This is a genomic window from Pseudomonas asiatica (genome assembly GCF_040214835.1).
Lineage (GTDB): Bacteria > Pseudomonadota > Gammaproteobacteria > Pseudomonadales > Pseudomonadaceae > Aquipseudomonas > Aquipseudomonas putida_Z.
The window spans coordinates 2,055,292-2,071,896 of the sequence record NZ_CP157874.1; the positions used below are offsets into that span (position 1 = coordinate 2,055,292).

Consider the following 16,605-nt stretch of genomic DNA (forward strand, 5'->3'; position numbering starts at 1 on the left):
GCTCCTACAAGGGATTGCATTCTCCTGTAGGAGCGGCCTTGTGTCGCGATGGGCCGCAAAGCGGCCCCAAGGGTCTTAGCTGTCGTAACCCAGGTTAGGCGCCAACCAACGCTCGCTGACACTCACATCCTGGCCCTTGCGCGCGCTGTAGCGCTCGATCTGGTCCTTGTCGACCTTGCCCACGGCAAAGTACTGCGCCTGCGGGTGGGCAAAGTACCAGCCGCTGACCGCCGCCGCCGGGAACATCGCGAAGTGGTCGGTGAGGAACACGCCGCTCGGCCCGGTCTCGCCGATGGCAGTGCCGTCAAGCAGGCGGAACAGGGTTTCCTTCTCGGTGTGGTCCGGGCAGGCCGGGTAGCCGGGGGCCGGGCGAATGCCGCGGTACTGCTCCTTGATCAGCGCCTCGTTGTCCAGGTGTTCGTCGCGGGCATAACCCCAGTGCTCTTTACGCACCTGCTCGTGCAGCCATTCGGCACAGGCCTCGGCTAGGCGGTCGGCCAGGGCCTTGACCATGATCGAGCTGTAGTCGTCGCCCTTGTTCTGGTAGGCCTTGGCCACTTCCTCGGCACCGATGCCGGCGGTGGTGATGAAACCGCCCACGTAGTCGGTAACGCCACTGGCCTTCGGCGCGACGAAGTCGGCCAGCGACCAGTTGGGCTTGCCGTCCGGCTTGATGGTCTGCTGGCGCAGGTGGTGCAGGGTAGCCAGGGCCTGGCCGTCCTCGCCGTACACCTCGATATCGTCATCGGCCACCTGGTTGGCCGGCCAGAAGCCGAACACCGCGCGGGCGCTGATGAGCTTTTCGTCGATCAGCTTGTCGAGCATCTCGCGGGCATCCTTGTACAGCGCCGTGGCCGCCTCGCCGACCACTTCGTCGGTGAGGATGCGCGGGAACTTGCCGGCCAGGTCCCAGGAAATGAAGAACGGGGTCCAGTCGATGTACTCGGCCAGGGTGCGCAGGTCGATGTCTTCCAGCACCTTGACGCCGGTGAAGGAGGGCACCGCTGGCTGGTAGCCAGCCCAGTCGTACTGCGGCTTGGCGGCGATAGCCTGGGCATAGCTCAGGCGCTCGGTGCGGGCACTGCGGTTGGCGGTGCGCTCGCGTACTTCTTCGTATTCCTGGCGGGTCTTCTCGACGAAGCCGGCTTTCAGCTCCTTGGACAGCAACTGGGTGGCAACGCCCACCGCACGCGAGGCGTCGGTGACGTAGACCACGGCGTCGTTGCTGTACTTGGGCTCGATCTTGACCGCGGTGTGCGCCTTGGAGGTGGTGGCGCCGCCGATCATCAGCGGCAACTGTAAGCCCTGGCGCTGCATTTCGCGGGCGACGTGGACCATTTCGTCCAGCGACGGTGTGATCAGGCCGGACAGGCCGATGATGTCGCACTTCTCGTCGCGGGCGGTTTGCAGGATCTTCTCGGCCGGCACCATCACGCCGAGGTCGACGATGTCATAGCCGTTGCAGCCCAGCACCACGCCGACGATGTTCTTGCCGATGTCGTGCACGTCGCCTTTTACCGTGGCCATCAGGATCTTGCCCTTGGCTTCCGGCTTGTCGCCTTTCTCGGCTTCGATGAACGGGATCAGGTGTGCTACCGCCTGTTTCATCACGCGGGCCGACTTGACCACCTGGGGCAGGAACATCTTGCCCGCGCCGAACAGGTCGCCGACCACGTTCATGCCATTCATCAGCGGGCCTTCGATCACTTCGATCGGGCGTGCGCACTGCTGGCGGCATTCCTCGGTGTCTTCGACGATGAATGCGGTGATGCCCTTGACCAGCGCGTGCTCCAGGCGTTTTTCCACCGGCAGCGAGCGCCACTCTTCGTTTTCCACTTCCTTGGTTGCGCCGCCACCCTTGTAGTCGTCGGCGATGGCCAGCAGTGCGTCGGTGCCATGCGGGGTACGGTTGAGCACCACGTCCTCGACCTTTTCACGCAGGACAGCCGGGATCTCGTCATAGATCTCCAGCTGGCCGGCGTTGACGATACCCATGGTCAGGCCGTTCTGGATCGCGTGGTACAGGAACACCGAGTGGATGGCTTCACGCACCGGGTTGTTGCCACGGAACGAGAACGACACGTTGGACACACCGCCCGAACTCAGGGCGTGCGGCAGGTGGTCTCGGATGTAGGCACAGGCCTCGATGAAATCGACGGCGTAGTTGTTGTGCTCTTCGATGCCGGTGGCGACGGCGAAGATGTTCGGGTCGAAGATGATGTCTTCCGGCGGGAAGCCCACTTCATTGACCAGGATGTCGTAGCTGCGCTGGCAGATTTCCTTCTTGCGCGCGGCAGTGTCGGCCTGGCCGACTTCGTCGAAGGCCATCACCACCACGGCAGCGCCATAGCGCTTGCACAGGCGGGCGTGGTGCTTGAACTGCTCGACGCCTTCCTTCATGGAAATGGAGTTGACGATGCCCTTGCCCTGGATGCACTTGAGGCCCGCTTCGATCACTTCCCACTTGGACGAGTCGATCATGATCGGCACGCGCGAGATGTCCGGCTCGCCGGCGATCAGGTTGAGGAAGCGGACCATGGCGGCCTGGGAGTCGAGCATCCCTTCGTCCATGTTGATGTCGATCACCTGGGCGCCGGCCTCGACCTGCTGCAGGGCGACTTCCAGGGCTTCGGTGTAGTTCTCTTCACGGATCAGCCGGGCGAACTTGGCGGAGCCGGTGATGTTGGTGCGCTCGCCGACGTTGACGAACAGCGACTGGCGGTCGATGGTGAACGGCTCCAGGCCCGACAGGCGGCAGGCCTTGGCAATTTCCGGAATCTCGCGCGGCTTGTACTTGGCCACGGCCTCGGCGATGGCCTGGATGTGGCCAGGGGTGGTGCCGCAGCAGCCGCCGATGATGTTGAGGAAGCCGCTGGCGGCGAACTCCTCGACCACCACGGCCATTTCCGCCGGGGTTTCGTCGTATTCACCGAAGGCGTTCGGCAGGCCGGCGTTGGGGTGGGCCGAGACATGGGTGTCGGCCTTGGTCGCCAGCTCTTCCAGGTACGGGCGCAGGTCCTTGGCGCCGAGGGCGCAGTTCAGGCCCACGGAAATCGGCTTGGCGTGGCGTACCGAGTTCCAGAACGCTTCGGTGGTCTGGCCCGACAGGGTACGGCCCGAGGCGTCGGTGATGGTGCCGGAGATCATGATCGGCAGTTCGATGCCGTCTTCCTCGAACACCTGCTGCACGGCGAAGATCGCCGCCTTGGCGTTGAGGGTGTCGAAGATGGTCTCGATCAGCAGCAGGTCGGCGCCGCCCTCGATCAGGCCGCGGGTGGCCTCGATGTAGTTCGTTACCAGCTCGTCGAAGGTGACGTTGCGGTAGCCGGGGTCGTTGACGTCCGGGGAAATCGAGCAGGTGCGGCTGGTAGGGCCGAGCACGCCGGCGACGAAGCGCGGCTTGTGCGGGGTTTCCAGGGTCTTGGCATCGGCCACCTGGCGGGCGATGCGCGCGCCCTCGACGTTCAGCTCGTAGACCAGCGACTCCATGCCGTAGTCGGCCTGGGAAATCTGCGTGGCGTTGAAGGTGTTGGTTTCGAGGATATCGGCGCCGGCATCCAGGTAGGCCTTTTCGATGGCGGCGATCACATCCGGGCGGCTGAGCAGCAACAGGTCGTTGTTACCCTTGACATCGCTTGGCCAATCGGCGAAACGCGTGCCACGATAGTCGTGTTCCTCGAGCCGGTAGCTTTGGATCATAGTACCCATGCCGCCGTCGAGGATCAGGATGCGCTCTTTGAGTGCGTTCTGGAGTGCTTGGAGACGAGCGCTGCGGTCGGACATAGGAACTACCTGGTCGGGCAAATTTCAGAAGGTGCAGAATCATAACAAAGCTGCGCGGTTTTTAGGCGCATCGCCCATTTGCATGAAAATGGCTCATGTTGGGCGGGCGTCGGCGAAGCAGGGCACCCAAGGACGACCAGGCAACAAATCGTGATGGCTTTCAATACCCAGGACTTTCCGCACATGGTGCATCGTATTCTTGCCGGCGTTTTCGCCCTGCTCATCAGCAGTGTGGCGTTCGGGCAAGCCCCCCAGTCGAGCCCGGCTATTTCCTACACCCGGGACATTCAACCGATCTTCACCGAGAAATGCGTGGCCTGCCACGCCTGCAACGACGCCGCCTGCCAGCTGAAGCTGGAAAGCCCCGAAGGTGCGGTGCGCGGCGCCACCAAGGTTCCGGTGTACCAGGGCGAGCGCAGCAAGGCAGTGCCCACCACGCGGCTGTTCTACGACGCCCACAGCGAGGGCGAGTGGCGCAAGAAGGGCTTCTACTCGGTGCTCGACAACCAGGGCAGCCAGGCTGCGCTGATGGCGCGCATGCTCGAGCTGGGGCACAAGACCCCGCTCACGCCCAACGCCAAGCTGCCCGAGGAAATCGTCCTGGGCCTGAACCGCAACAACATGTGCCCGTTGCCGCATGAGTTCGATGCCTATGCCGGCGCCCACCCCAAGGAAGGCATGCCACTGGCGGTGACCGGCCTGACCGACAAGGAATACGACACCATGCGCCGCTGGCTGGCCGCCGGTGCGCCGGTCGAGTACCAGCCGATCAAGCCAAGTGCGGCCGAAGCCAAGCAGATTGCCGACTGGGAAGAGCTGCTCAACCGCCCGGGCTCCACCGAGGCGCTGGTCGGCCGCTGGCTGTACGAGCACCTGTTCCTGGCGCACATCTATTTCGTTGGTGGCGAGCAGGGCCACTTCTTCCAGTGGGTACGTTCGCGTACACCGAGCGGCCAGCCGGTCGACCTGATCGCCACGCGCCGCCCCAACGACCCGCCGGGCACCGACTTCTACTACCGGTTGATCCCGGTGCAGGGCGTGATCGTGCACAAGACGCACATCACCTACCCGATGGGGCCGCAGAAGCTCAAGCGGGTCAAGCAACTGTTCTACGCCGGCGACTGGCATGCCACCGCGCTGCCAGGCTACGGCCCGCGCCACCGGGCCAACCCGTTCGAAACCTTCGAAGCGATCCCGGCCGTGGCGCGCTACCAGTTCATGCTGGATAACGCCGAGTACTTCGTGCGCACCTTCATCCGTGGCCCGGTATGCCGTGGGCAGATCGCCACCGACGTGATCCGCGACAACTTCTGGGCGTTGTTCCAGGAGCCGGCCCACGACCGCTACATCACCGATGCCAAGTACCGTGGCGAGGCCACGCCGCTGCTGGCCATGCCTGGGCAGATCGATGACGTGGGCAGCGTGCTGAGCCTGTGGCACGCCTACCGTGACAAGCGCAACGAGTACGAAAAACTGCGCCGCGAAGCCTATGCCGACATGCCGGCACCAGGCTGGGCGACGCTGTGGGCCGGTAACGACAACGCGTTGCTGAGCATTTTCCGCCACTTCGACAGCGCCTCGGTGACCAAAGGCCTGATCGGTGATGTGCCGCTGACCGTGTGGCTGTTCGACTACCCGTTGTTCGAGCGCACCTATTACCAGCTGGCGGTCAACTTCGATGTGTTCGGCAACGTCTCGCACCAGTTGCAGACGCGCCTGTACTTCGACCTGATCCGCAACGGCGCCGAGGTCAACTTCCTGCGCCTGATGCCGGCCGACCAGCGCAAGGCGATCCTCGGCGACTGGTACCAGAACAGCGGCAAGGTGAAGATGTGGATGGATTATGAAGACATCGACACCGACACCCCGAGCGGCATCCAGCTCGACCCGCGCAACCCCAAGCGCGACTTCGGCCTGAAGCTGTTGCAGCGTACCGGCAGCCTGAATGCCGCGCCTGACCCGATCAACCGCTGCCAGGGCGCATTCTGCTCGCGGCCGCAGGTGAGCGAAGAGTTCCGCAATGCCGAGCAGTCGCTCAGCCGCCTGGTGTCGCGCCCGGCTGCCGGGTTGAAGGTGATCAACCAGCTGCCCGAAGCGACCATGCTGCGCATCGAAGGGCAGGGCGGCCAGCGCCAGGTGTACAGCCTGCTGCGCAATCGCGCGCACAGCAACGTGGCGTTCCTGCTGGGCGAGGCTTACCGCTACCAGCCGGGGCTGGATACCCTGACGCTGTACCCGGGCGTGCTCAGCAGCTACCCCAACTTCATCTTCAACATCCCGACCAAGGATGTGCCGGAGTTCGTCGAGGACATGGAGTATGCGAAAGATGACCCGGCCAGGTTCGAGCGCATCGTCATGCGTTGGGGTGTGCGTCGCAGTCACCCAGAGTTCTGGCGCTATTTCCATGACCTGAACAGCTTTATCAAGGAGACCGAACCAGTCGAGGCGGGCGTGCTGGACATGAACCGCTACGAGAACCTCTGATCGGTTGGGCTGACCTTTCCGATTACCCTGCGGTCGGACTTGCTGGGTGGTCCGGATCGATTGCAAGGGGCTGCTTTGCAGCCCTTCGCGGGTAAACCCGCTCCCACAGGTATGGCACCGCTCTCGAGGTCAGCGCTAACCCTGTGGGAGCGGGTTTACCCGCGAACGAGCGCGTAGCGCTCGCCCCTGCATTCGAGCCTAGGCCTCAATGCACCGGCAATTGCAGGGTTCTCCATGCTGTATTCGCTTCAAGCACTGCGGGCGTTCGCCGCCTGGGTGGTGGTCTGCCACCATTTCATGCAGATCTTCTTCGACTTCCAAGCCTCCGGCCCCATCGGCCAACTGCTCACCGACCGCGGCGCCGCAGGCGTCGACATCTTCTTCGTCATCAGCGGGCTGGTCATCTACCTGTCGACTTGCGACAAGGCCATCGAGCCTCGCCAGTTCCTGCTCAACCGGGCGCTGCGTATCGTCCCGGCCTACTGGTTCTACACGGCGCTGATGGCAACCCTGCTGCTGGCCTTCAGCCAATGGATGCCGCACCAGGCATTCAGCTGGCACCATCTGCTGCTGTCGCTGCTGTTCATTCCGGCGGAAAACCCCGGTGGCTACGGCTTGTACCCGACCCTGAACGTGGGCTGGACGCTGAACTTCGAGATGTTCTTCTACCTGCTGTTCGGCCTGGCCTTCCTGGTGCGCCAGCGTCATCACCAGTTGCTGGTCACCGCCGCGCTGCTGCTGGCCAGCGAGATACTGGGCCGACTGGGCGTGCTCAGCCGCTTCTACAGCAACGACATCATCTACGAATTCCTGCTCGGCATCGGCTTGGGCGTGCTGCACCGTCGCGGGCTGATCCACCAGGGCCGCTGGCTGCCGTTGGCATTGCTGGCGGTTGCAAGCCTTGCCATCTACCACCTGGACGCTTCCCGGCGCTTGCTGCACTGGGGCGTGCCGAGCGCAATGATCGTGCTGGCCTTCGTCGCCCTGGAGCCGGTGTTCCGCGGCAACCGGCTGCTCAAGGCGCTGGGTGACTGTTCGTATTCGGTGTACCTGGTCCATGTGCTGGTGCTGTACGCAGGCTGGTTCGCCAGCCAGCGCCTGCAGTTGAACCCGTACCTGGTGTTCGCCCTGTGCGTGCCGTCCATTGGACTAATGTCGTGGTTCAGCTACCAGTGGCTGGAGCGCGGCCTGTACCGGCGCATGCAGGCCTGGCTGGCGGCGCCACGGGGGCAGGCCCCTGAATATGCGCTTTCCCGAGTCAAATACTAGGACTTTGTTCGAAGGCCGGGTTGGCGTACACTTGGCCGCAAGTCTGTGAGGAACCTACATGAGCGCTATAACCATTACCGACGCCGCCCATGACTACCTGGCCGATCTGCTCTCCAAGCAGAACACGCCTGGCATCGGCATTCGCATTTTCATCACCCAGCCGGGCACCCAGTACGCCGAAACCTGCATCGCCTACTGCAAGCCGGGCGAAGAGAAGCCTGACGACACCGCCGTGGGCCTGAAGAGCTTCACCGCTTACCTGGACGCGGTCAGCGTGCCGTTCCTGGAAGACGCACTGGTCGACTATGCCACCGACCGCATGGGTGGCCAGCTGACCATCAAGGCGCCGAACGCCAAGGTGCCGATGGTCAACGAAGACAGCCCGATCAACGAGCGCATCAACTACTACCTGCAGACCGAGATCAACCCCGGCCTGGCCAGCCACGGCGGCCAGGTGAGCCTGGTGGATGTGGTCGACGACGGCATCGCCGTGCTGCAGTTCGGTGGTGGTTGCCAGGGTTGTGGCCAGGCCGACGTGACCCTGAAGGAAGGCATCGAGCGTACCCTGCTCGAGCGTATTCCCGAGCTGAAGGGCGTGCGTGACGTGACTGACCACAGCCAGAAAGAGAACGCCTACTACTGAGGCTGACGCGCTCTGTCGTGTGTAGGAGCGGCCTTGCGTCGCGAAAGGGCTGCGGAGCAGCCCCGGGATATTGGCGGCGAAGCTGGTATTGCCGGGGCCGCCTCGCGGCCCTTTCGCGACACAAGGCCGCTCCTGCAGGGATCGCGTTGAACCCACTTCCTTAGCAACAAAGTGTTACCGTTTCAACCCCTGCGACAACAGGCCGCAGCCCGTATTCAAAGGGCTGCAGCCGATCCTTGCCTTCGTCGGGTAGAACCCCTCGGGGTGTCGTGCCAGAATGCCCCGGTTTTTCGACCGGCCCGTCCCGAGGGCCGGCACCTTCCCTGTAAAGGATGGTTTCATGAATGATCTATATACCCGGCGCGCAGTTGTCGCCGGGATGGGCGTTCTCGGGCTTGGCCTGCTCGCAGGCTGCAGCCCGGCCCGGGGGCTCGAGTTCAAGTACGGCAAGAACATGAGCAACGAAATCCTTGGGCGCAAGTTCAGCCTCAAGGACACCCAAGGCAATGTGCGCACCCTGTCGAGCTTCTACGGCAGCATGCCGATGATCTTCTTCGGCTTCACCCAGTGCCCGGCCGTGTGCCCGACCACCCTGGCGCGCGCTGCGCAAATCCGCAAGCTGCTGCGCGGTCGCGATCGCGACCTGTTCCAGGTTGTGTTGATTACCCTGGACCCGGAGCGCGACACCCCCGAAGTGCTCGACGCCTACGTGAAGGCGTTCGACCCGTCGTTCACCGCGCTGACCGGCACCCCCGAGGAAATCGCCGCGGTGGCCAAAGAGTTCAAGGTGTTCTACGAGAAAGTCCCGGCGGGTGATACCTATACCGTCTCTCACTCGTCCACCAGCTACGTCTACGATACGCGTGGCACCCTGCGCCTGAGCCTGGGCCATTCCCTGACCGCCCAGGAATGCGCCGAAGACCTGGTCACCCTGATGGAGATCTGCTGAATGTCGATGCAACCGATCAAGCACGGCCTGGCTGCCCTGGTCCTGATGGGCCTGGCGCTGCCGGCCCTGGCCCAGACCACCGTGAGCGACGCCTGGGTGCGGGCGACCGTGCCGCACCAGCAGTCCACCGGTGCCTTCATGACCCTGACCGCCAGCAGCGACAGCAAGCTGGTGGGCGTGGCTTCGCCTGTGGCCAAGACCGTGCAGGTGCACGAGATGACCATGAACGGCGATGTGATGGGCATGCGTGAGGTCCAGGCGGTCGAGCTGCCGGCCGGCAAGGCCGTAACCCTCGACCCGAACAGCCTGCATGTGATGCTGATGGGCCTGAACAACCAGGTGAAGGAAGGCGAGAAAGTGCCGCTGACCCTGACCATCGAAGATGCCAAGGGGGCCAAGGAAACCCTGGACGTACAGGCCGAAGTGCGTGCGCTCAACGCCGAGGCGGGCGGTGGGCATGATCACATGCACATGAAGCACTGATCAGGCTGAACCCTTTGGGGGGCGCTTTGCGCCCCATCGCGACACAAGGCCGCTCCCACAGGAGAACGCGCATCCCCTGTGGGAGCGGCCTTGTGTCGCGATGGGCTGCCAGGCAGCCCCGGTTCAATCAGCTGCGAAACTTGGGCAGCGGCCTGTCGAGGGTCAGCGAGGTCAAGGTCTTGCGGACCTGGGCCTCATCGGCCTCCAGGGCCTTGAGACTTGCGCGGATCTTGCCGGCGGCGGGCACGTCGCCCTGCCGGTCGATCCAGTCGGCTATCTCCTTGCAGGCACTGCTCAGGCAGGCCTGGCGCTGGTTCATCAGCGACAGGAGGGTAGTGAGCTCTCTTTCGGACATGGCAGGATCCTCCATTCAGCCTTGTCAGTGTAGCAGTGGCTGGCCGGCCTGCCTGAGGCCGGCTGTCGCAGCTCAGCCTTGCAGGCAGGCGCTGCGATAAGCCCCTGGCGTTACCCCATAGGCCTGCTTGAACTGCCGGCTCAAATGGCTCTGGTCGGCAAAGCCCAGGTCGAACGCCACCTCCGAGGCAGCCCAGCCACGCTTTAGCATTTCCCGCGCACGGGCCAGGCGCCGCTGCTTCAACCAGGCATGTGGCGGCAGGCCGGTGGCCTGGCGGAACACCCGGGCGAAATGGAATGGTGACAAGTTGACCGCCGCCGCCAGGGCCTCGAGCGAGGGCGGGTCGGCCAGTTGGCTTTCCAGCAGCTCACGGGCGCGGGCCACTGCCAGCGGTTCGTGGCCAGGGGCGGCAGGTTCGGCGCATTGCCCGTGCCGTTGCACCAGGGCCAGCACCGCCTGGCGCCAGGCGGTCTGCTGCTGCAGGGCGCTGGCGCCGGCTTCGGACAGCTGGTGCAACTGGCTGAAGGCAAGCGCCAGGGCCGGGTCGTGGATCACGCTGTCCTTGAAGCTGGGCATGCCGTGGCGGCCCAGTTCCAGTTCGTCGAGCACCCCGGTTACCCGTTCATGTTCCGGGTAGAACCCTCGGTAGCGCCAGCCCGCTTCGTGGGCGGTGGCCCCGGTGTGCAGCTCGTCGGGATTGATCAGCACCATGCTGCCGACCGGCGCCAGGTGCTCGCTGCCGCGATGCCAGAAGCGCTGGGCGCCTGACTCGATCACGGTGAACACATAGCCTTCATGCACATGCGGTGCGAAGCGCTGCTGGAAATAGCGCGCGTGCAGCATCTCGACGTCGCCCAGTGCCGGCGCCTGCCAGAGGTGTGTCTGCTCGCGCAGGGGCGTGCTCATGCCAGCCAGCTGCGCAGGAGGAAGAAGATCAACATGCTCACCAGCATGCTCAGCAACACGCTGCGGGTCAACAGCACCAGGGCGATGGCCACCAGCGAACCCAGCAGGTAGGGGTTGAGCAGGCTCAGGTTCAACAGGTGCTCGGGCATGAAGATGATCGGGCCGCAGATTGCGGTGAGCATGCCCGGCACGGCAAAACCGAGGAACTGCCGGGCGTTGGAGCTCAGGCGCAAGGGCAGGCGCGGCTCCAGGAACGCATAGCGGTTGAGGAACACGATGGCGCCCATGGCAAGAATCAGGACCCAGGTCATGCGCGGGCTCCGGCGAATTTCTGGCAGACGAAACCGGCGCTCATGCCCAGCAGGCCTGCGGCCACCAGGGCGGTTTCCCAGTGCCAGTAGCTGAACAGCACCGAACAGAACAGCGACACCGCCACGCACACCAGCGTGGCCAGGTTGCGCACCAGCGGCGCGATCAGGGCGACGAAGGTGGCGACAATGGAAAAGTCCAGGCCGAGCTGGTCCAGGTGCGGAATGTTCTGCCCCAGCAGGATGCCGGCCAGGGTGAACAGGTTCCAGGCGACGTAGAAGGTCAGGCCCACGCCCAGGGCGTACCAGCGGTTGAACTGCTGCTGGTCGTACTGGCTGGTCAGGGCGAAGAACTCGTCGGTGAGCAGGAAGCCCAGGCCCAGGCGCCAGCGCAGCGGCTGGCTGGACAGCACCGGGCGCATCGTCAGGCCATACAGCAGGTGCTGCGAGGTCAGCAGCAGGGTGGTCAGCAGGATCGACGCCAGGTTGGCGCCGCCCTTGAGCATGCCGATCGCCACCAGTTGCGCGGCACCGGCGAAGACAATGGCCGACAGCCCTTGCCCCTCCCAGGCGCTGAGGTTGGCCTCGATGGCCATGGAGCCGGCCAGCAGGCCCCAGGGGGCGACGGCCAGGGACAACGGGAGAATGGCGATGGCGCCGTGGAGAAAGGCTTGGCGGGCGATGTGGGGCATGGTGGCTGCAGTGCGTGTACGTTGGCAGGCCAGCATGCCAGACGGGGCGGGGGATGGCTTGAACGATCTTGCTATGCCTGGCACGGTCCCTTGTAGGAGCGGCCTTGTGTCGCGATGGGGCGCGCAGCGGCCCCAGGATTTCAGCTTCGCCGCAGATATTGCCGGGGCCGCTGCGCGCCCCATCGCGACACAAGGCCGCTCCTACACGGGAGCCGTGTCCGTGTTAAGGACGGCTGGTCAGGTGCTGCTGCGCTGTCACGCAGCCGTTGGTATCCACGGCCTTCTGCAGCAGGCTCTGGCGGTGCTGCGGGTCGAGGTCGCCGAGCAGGCGGTATACCTCGGCCTGGTAGTCACGCTGGCGCCCCCACTGCATTTCCAGGCCTTGTGGCCGGTTGCGGTTGCAGGCCAGGCGCGTGGCCGGTTGCGGGTAGTAGGGGGCATATACGGTGGCCATGTTGGGGATGGCCTCCAGCGCAGTGCGGTACTCGCTGCTGACGTTATAGGGCGGGCACCAGGTGGCGATGGCCGGCGCCGGCGCGGCAAAGCCCTGTCTGAGGCTGGCTTCGAGCAGCGGGCAGGCGGCATCCGGGATTTGCGCGGCGGGCAGGTAGGTCATGTAGTACAGCGCCAGGCGGTACTGTGCGACCGGGTGGCCCAGCTCCACGGACTTTTTCAGCAAGGCGACGGCTGTCGGCAGGGTGTGGGCCATGGCCTGGCCCTGGCGGCTGAGCTCCGGGTCGCCGCCGATGGCCGTGCGCAGCGTGCTGGCGCCGTCGTCCTGGCTGTCGGCCTGCTCCAGCAGGGGCAAGGCCTGGCGGTAGAGCAGGTCGGCATGAGGGTCGATGCGCACTTCCAGCGCGTGCGCGGCCAGCGGCATCAGGGCGATCAACAGTGGGGGCAAGCGAAGCATGCGGCTCACAGGCAAGCCCCATGGGGTGCCAGGTACTGATGGATGGCTTCGATGTTCATGGCGGTCAAGCGTGCGCCTCGGGCAGATCGGAACGACGGCCTATTCTAGCCACCCAAGTGGCCTGGCCGGAAGACCACCTGGCAACTGTCAGACGAGCTTGATCGGCGTGACCTTGCGCTGGGCATGTTTTTCCTGGGCCAGGCCAAGCTTGGCGGTAATGACCTTGGCCAGGGCATTGTTGCCCAGGTCGTTCAGGTGCAGGCGGTCGATGAACAGGTCGGCGCCGAACACCGGCGAGCTGCTGAGCATGCAGTTCATGTCATAGCAGGGCACCGGGTCGGCCTGGCTCTTGATGCGACGGAAGAAGGCCGAGTGCAACTGGCTGTCGAACGCGCCGTCCAGCAGCCGGTCGAAATTCGCCGGTCGCCGCTGTAGCGCGTCCAGCATGGCCTGCTCGCCAGCGGGCAGGCTATCCCGGCACCAGGGCAGCAACGGCTGCAGGATGAAGGTGAGGGTGGAATGGCTGTCTGCCAGCAGCCGGTCCCATTGGCGCAAGGTCCGGCCAATGCTGTCGGCGGCACGGGCCAGGCGCTTTTCCGGGGGTGACAGCGGCCAGGTGGCAGGTGTTGCGACCGAGGGCGTGGCCAACGCCTGGCCGATGCGTCGCCACAGCGATTGCCGGCGGGGCGCCGCCGCGGGCTGCATGCCTTCGCTGAAACTGTTGAGAAAATCCTGGTAGGCCTTGGCGTGCCGCGGGTCGCTCAGGCTGGCGAGGACTTCGCAGAGGGCTTCGTGGGCCAGGGTGTTGAGGCCGCTGAGCACCACCACATGGCCGAGCTGGCCAAGGCGGTGCTGGTGGGTCAGGAACATCAGCAGCTCCTGGCTGGCATTGAGCCCGCAGCCAGCCAGGCTCAGCCAGACTTCGCCAGTCAGCATCGACAGGTGCGAGGCCACCGTGTGTTCGTCGGAGCTGGCACCGATGCCCAGGGCGGTGGAGCCGCCGACCAGCAGGTTGATGCGTGACGCACCACCGCGCTCGGCTGCCGAAAAGCGCTTGCCGGCAAAATGGCTGTAGCGCAGGCCCAGGGCATCGGTGTTGATGGTGCCGGAGCGGTAGCCGGTTTCGTGCACATGCACGGTGTGCGGGGCGCGCCGGCTGCCCAGCAGCAGAAAGCGCTGGTAGTCCTGTTGCAACGGCGAAGGCGACGAGGTCGTGTCAGTCGCGGTCATGGGTTCTCCTTCTGTTGCAGCGGGCACCTTGCATCACGTTCAGGCCGCCAGCTCCTTGACGTTGTACAGCAGGCCGCCGGCGGCGATCAGCAGCAGGGCGACCCCCGAGGCCAGGCTGATCATGCGGTTGCTGCGCTGCGAGGCGATCTTGCCGATGGCGAAGATGTACAGGCTGAGCACGGCAAAATCGATGGCCACCCACAGCATCGACAGCACCACCATGCTCTTGCCGAACGACTCGGTGATCTGGATGAACTGCGGGAAGAAGGCGATGAAGAAGATGATGTCCTTCGGGTTGGAAATGCCCACCATGAAACCTTGCAGCAGCCCGCCGCGGCCAGGCTTGGCGAGCTCGCCCGGTGCCTCGGCTGCCGGCGCCTGCAGGGCGTCCCGCAGCGTGCCGACGGCAATGTAGCCGATGAACAGGCAACCCAGCAGGCTCATGGCGCTGAGCCAGGCCTTGTCGATGGCGGCGCTGGTGAGGATGATCCAGGCCGCCGCGCCGATCAGCACCAGTGATGCCCAGTTGGTACCCACAGCCGTGAACATGGCCTTGCGTGAGCCGGAGGCGGCCGCGGTGTTGACGATCAGTGCCACCACCGGGCCGGGGGTGGCGATCAGTAGCAGGACAGTAAGGGCGTAGGTAGCGGTGAGTGCGGTATTCACGGTCAGGTCTCGATCAGTATGTCGGGTGTTGCCGGCTGTACGGCATGGGCGTGGAACGGGCAGCGGGACGGGTTGAGCGACCCTGCCTCCTGCAGTTGGTACTGCTTCCACTCGTAGTTGTCGGCATCGCCGAAGAAACCAAGGGTGTCGGGCATGACGCCGTCGTTGTAGTGGTGCACGCGCTCGCGGATGCGTTCGCGGATACGATGGCCGCTTTCGGTGTTGACGTTGGCCACTTCGTCGAAGTTCGCCCGCGGGTTGATGACGAAGGTGATGTGTGGCCCCAGGTTGCGGCTTTTCATCTGCTGGTGGCCGGGGAAGTTCATGTTGATGAACAGCGGCATGCCGGCAAAGCAGAACGACCAGGCGTTGTCGTCGGGGTCGGTCGGGATGCCCTGCGGCCAGGGATGCGGGTCGCGCGCGTGCACGCCACGCAACACCTTCCAGGCCAGCGCCTGTTGCTCGGCCAGGGTGTAGTCGGCGGCAGTTTCGAGAAACACCACCAGTGGGCTGCCGATACGCTGCTTGGGTGGGATAGGTGTGACGGTGCGCACGTAGTCGGCCAGGCCCATGGCGATGTCATCGGCCAGCTGCCCGGCGCGGGCGAAGAGGATGTGGCAGGTTGCGCCGTTTACCGCCTTGCGGCCGAACAGGCAGGGAAACTCGGGGTTGGCGAGGACACTGCGAAAATGTTCTACGGCTTTGTAGGTCCAATGTCGCGCGTTGCGCACATGGTCAGCGGCCAGCTCTAGCGCATCCAGGCGATAGCAAGTTCCATAACCCGTCGACATGATTTCCCCAGGCGTAAATTTGATGAACGTTCAAGTCACATGCAGGCAGGATCTTGGTTATGTTTATTATTTACCCGCATTTTCCGAGACGTCCTTGGCGTTGTAAAACGCGTGGAACTATGACCTACTATTAGTCTTACTCATGCTCAGGGCGTCGCCATGTCGGAACGGATTCAGGCTTTGCACGCGCTGCGTGCCTTCGAGGTGGCCTCTCGCTATGGCTCATTTACCCGTGCCGCGGAAGAGCTGGCCCTGACCCAGGGCGCCGTCAGCCACCACATCAAGACCCTCGAAGCCATGTTCGGCTGCGACCTGTTCGAACGCCGCGGGCCGAAGCTGGCCCTGACCGAGCACGGCCGCCTGCTGGCGCAGGAACTCAAGGTTGGCTTCAAGATCATCGAAAATGCCTGCGCCCTGCTGCGTCAGGACCGCTACGGCCTGCGTCTGAAGGCGCCGTCCACGCTGACCGTGCGCTGGCTGCTGCGGGCGCTGGATGCGTTCAAGAAGGTCGAGGACAACTGCAGCGTGCAGCTGTCCAGCGTGTGGATGGACATCGACAGCGTGGACTTCTACTCCGAGCCCTACGACTGTGCGATCCTCCTGGCCAACGGGCGTTTTCCCGCCGATATCGAGAGTTTCAAGCTGTTCGATGAATGGCTGATCCCGGTGTGCCACCCGGATTACATGGCCCAGGCTCAACCGGTCCTTGCCGACCTGGCCCAGTGCGAATTCCTGCACCCGTCCCCTGACCGACGAGACTGGCGGCGCTGGCTGGCTCGCATGGATGCGCTGGACATCAGCATCGATCACGGGCAAGTGTTCGATACTCTCGACCAGGGCATCTCGGCCGCACAGCAAGGCCTGGGTATTTCGGTGGTCGACCTGGTGCTGGCCAGCGCCGACCTGTTGGCCGGGCGCCTGGTCACACCGTTCAAGCACGCGGTGGCCACCGGCGACGGCTATTACATGACCTGGCTCAAGGCCAGCCCCAAGGCGCGGCAGATGCACAAGCTGCGCGAGTTCCTGCTAGGCCAGGTGCCACCGCTGGCCTGCAAGGACATCAATTACCTGTACGGTTGAACACGCGTTCGAGCAAACGCCCGGCCGCCGGCAAGCGCCCGGCGCTGAAAATATTT

At 64.4% G+C, this 16,605-nt stretch carries 15 protein-coding genes; 6 read left to right on the plus strand and 9 right to left on the minus strand.

What is annotated here, in order from left to right; all coding sequences use genetic code 11:
• Positions 1–75: 75 nt before the first annotated feature.
• Complete coding sequence (gene metH, locus ABNP31_RS09315; RefSeq protein WP_350013220.1) at positions 76–3,783, minus strand: methionine synthase; 3,708 nt, start codon at positions 3,781–3,783, stop codon at positions 76–78.
• Between the two features lie 183 nt (positions 3,784–3,966).
• On the opposite strand from metH, the gene ABNP31_RS09320 reads away from it, so the two are divergent.
• From ABNP31_RS09320 to ABNP31_RS09340, 5 genes are all read left to right on the plus strand, one after another.
• Positions 3,967–6,267 (plus strand): fatty acid cis/trans isomerase, encoded by a 2,301-nt coding sequence (locus tag ABNP31_RS09320; RefSeq protein ID WP_025338484.1) that lies wholly within the window; start codon positions 3,967–3,969, stop codon positions 6,265–6,267.
• Between the two features lie 234 nt (positions 6,268–6,501).
• Positions 6,502–7,536, plus strand: coding sequence for an acyltransferase family protein (locus ABNP31_RS09325; RefSeq protein ID WP_085663176.1), 1,035 nt, complete (start codon positions 6,502–6,504; stop codon positions 7,534–7,536).
• Positions 7,537–7,594: 58 nt separating this feature from the next.
• Entirely contained in the window at positions 7,595–8,179 is a 585-nt protein-coding gene (nfuA, locus tag ABNP31_RS09330; RefSeq protein WP_003250416.1) for a Fe-S biogenesis protein NfuA, read from the plus strand.
• Positions 8,180–8,519: 340 nt separating this feature from the next.
• The gene (locus ABNP31_RS09335; RefSeq protein WP_024086651.1) at positions 8,520–9,128 is read left to right on the plus strand and encodes an SCO family protein; all 609 of its coding nucleotides are present in this window, start codon (positions 8,520–8,522) and stop codon (positions 9,126–9,128) included.
• Positions 9,129–9,611: a copper chaperone PCu(A)C gene (locus ABNP31_RS09340; protein WP_085663177.1), complete on the plus strand. Its 483-nt coding sequence runs from the start codon at positions 9,129–9,131 to the stop codon at positions 9,609–9,611.
• Positions 9,612–9,738: 127 nt separating this feature from the next.
• Here the strand turns inward: ABNP31_RS09340 and ABNP31_RS09345 are convergent, their stop codons facing one another.
• The 8 genes from ABNP31_RS09345 to ABNP31_RS09380 form a co-directional block, all read right to left on the minus strand.
• A complete protein-coding gene (locus ABNP31_RS09345; RefSeq protein ID WP_003260451.1) occupies positions 9,739–9,966 on the minus strand; it encodes a hypothetical protein in 228 nt (75 codons plus the stop codon).
• 72 nt (positions 9,967–10,038) lie between these two features.
• On the minus strand, positions 10,039–10,872 hold the full coding sequence (locus ABNP31_RS09350; RefSeq protein WP_025338486.1) for an AraC family transcriptional regulator: 834 nt from the start codon (positions 10,870–10,872) through the stop codon (positions 10,039–10,041).
• A complete protein-coding gene (locus ABNP31_RS09355; RefSeq protein WP_085663178.1) occupies positions 10,869–11,183 on the minus strand; it encodes an AzlD domain-containing protein in 315 nt (104 codons plus the stop codon). The genes ABNP31_RS09350 and ABNP31_RS09355 overlap by 4 nt, the downstream gene beginning before the upstream one ends.
• Positions 11,180–11,872, minus strand: coding sequence for an AzlC family ABC transporter permease (locus tag ABNP31_RS09360; protein WP_013971958.1), 693 nt, complete (start codon positions 11,870–11,872; stop codon positions 11,180–11,182). Before ABNP31_RS09360 ends, ABNP31_RS09355 begins: the two co-directional genes overlap by 4 nt.
• A gap of 223 nt (positions 11,873–12,095) precedes the next feature.
• Complete coding sequence (locus ABNP31_RS09365; protein ID WP_075044645.1) at positions 12,096–12,791, minus strand: sel1 repeat family protein; 696 nt, start codon at positions 12,789–12,791, stop codon at positions 12,096–12,098.
• A 138-nt stretch (positions 12,792–12,929) separates the two neighbouring features.
• Complete coding sequence (locus ABNP31_RS09370) at positions 12,930–14,012, minus strand: hypothetical protein (RefSeq protein WP_350013221.1); 1,083 nt, start codon at positions 14,010–14,012, stop codon at positions 12,930–12,932.
• 39 nt (positions 14,013–14,051) lie between these two features.
• Complete coding sequence (locus ABNP31_RS09375; RefSeq protein WP_025338491.1) at positions 14,052–14,678, minus strand: LysE family translocator; 627 nt, start codon at positions 14,676–14,678, stop codon at positions 14,052–14,054.
• Positions 14,679–14,680: 2 nt separating this feature from the next.
• Positions 14,681–15,469: a YqcI/YcgG family protein gene (locus ABNP31_RS09380; protein ID WP_025338492.1), complete on the minus strand. Its 789-nt coding sequence runs from the start codon at positions 15,467–15,469 to the stop codon at positions 14,681–14,683.
• Between the two features lie 159 nt (positions 15,470–15,628).
• Here ABNP31_RS09380 and ABNP31_RS09385 point away from each other — a divergent pair, with 159 nt between their 5' ends.
• Positions 15,629–16,549 (plus strand): LysR substrate-binding domain-containing protein, encoded by a 921-nt coding sequence (locus ABNP31_RS09385; RefSeq protein WP_085592215.1) that lies wholly within the window; start codon positions 15,629–15,631, stop codon positions 16,547–16,549.
• Positions 16,550–16,605: the final 56 nt, after the last annotated feature.

What these genes read in the sequence shown, in the direction of transcription:
- ABNP31_RS09385 (WP_085592215.1), top strand. Translation starts at nt 15,629, where the DNA reads ATGTCGGAACGGATTCAGGCTTTGCACGCGCTGCGTGCCTTCGAGGTG.
- ABNP31_RS09380 (WP_025338492.1), bottom strand. Translation starts at nt 15,469, where the DNA reads ATGTCGACGGGTTATGGAACTTGCTATCGCCTGGATGCGCTAGAGCTG.
- ABNP31_RS09335 (WP_024086651.1), top strand. Translation starts at nt 8,520, where the DNA reads ATGAATGATCTATATACCCGGCGCGCAGTTGTCGCCGGGATGGGCGTT.
- metH (WP_350013220.1), bottom strand. Translation starts at nt 3,783, where the DNA reads ATGTCCGACCGCAGCGCTCGTCTCCAAGCACTCCAGAACGCACTCAAA.
- ABNP31_RS09370 (WP_350013221.1), bottom strand. Translation starts at nt 14,012, where the DNA reads ATGACCGCGACTGACACGACCTCGTCGCCTTCGCCGTTGCAACAGGAC.
- ABNP31_RS09360 (WP_013971958.1), bottom strand. Translation starts at nt 11,872, where the DNA reads ATGCCCCACATCGCCCGCCAAGCCTTTCTCCACGGCGCCATCGCCATT.
- ABNP31_RS09325 (WP_085663176.1), top strand. Translation starts at nt 6,502, where the DNA reads ATGCTGTATTCGCTTCAAGCACTGCGGGCGTTCGCCGCCTGGGTGGTG.
- ABNP31_RS09340 (WP_085663177.1), top strand. Translation starts at nt 9,129, where the DNA reads ATGTCGATGCAACCGATCAAGCACGGCCTGGCTGCCCTGGTCCTGATG.
- ABNP31_RS09345 (WP_003260451.1), bottom strand. Translation starts at nt 9,966, where the DNA reads ATGTCCGAAAGAGAGCTCACTACCCTCCTGTCGCTGATGAACCAGCGC.
- nfuA (WP_003250416.1), top strand. Translation starts at nt 7,595, where the DNA reads ATGAGCGCTATAACCATTACCGACGCCGCCCATGACTACCTGGCCGAT.
- ABNP31_RS09355 (WP_085663178.1), bottom strand. Translation starts at nt 11,183, where the DNA reads ATGACCTGGGTCCTGATTCTTGCCATGGGCGCCATCGTGTTCCTCAAC.
- ABNP31_RS09350 (WP_025338486.1), bottom strand. Translation starts at nt 10,872, where the DNA reads ATGAGCACGCCCCTGCGCGAGCAGACACACCTCTGGCAGGCGCCGGCA.
- ABNP31_RS09320 (WP_025338484.1), top strand. Translation starts at nt 3,967, where the DNA reads ATGGTGCATCGTATTCTTGCCGGCGTTTTCGCCCTGCTCATCAGCAGT.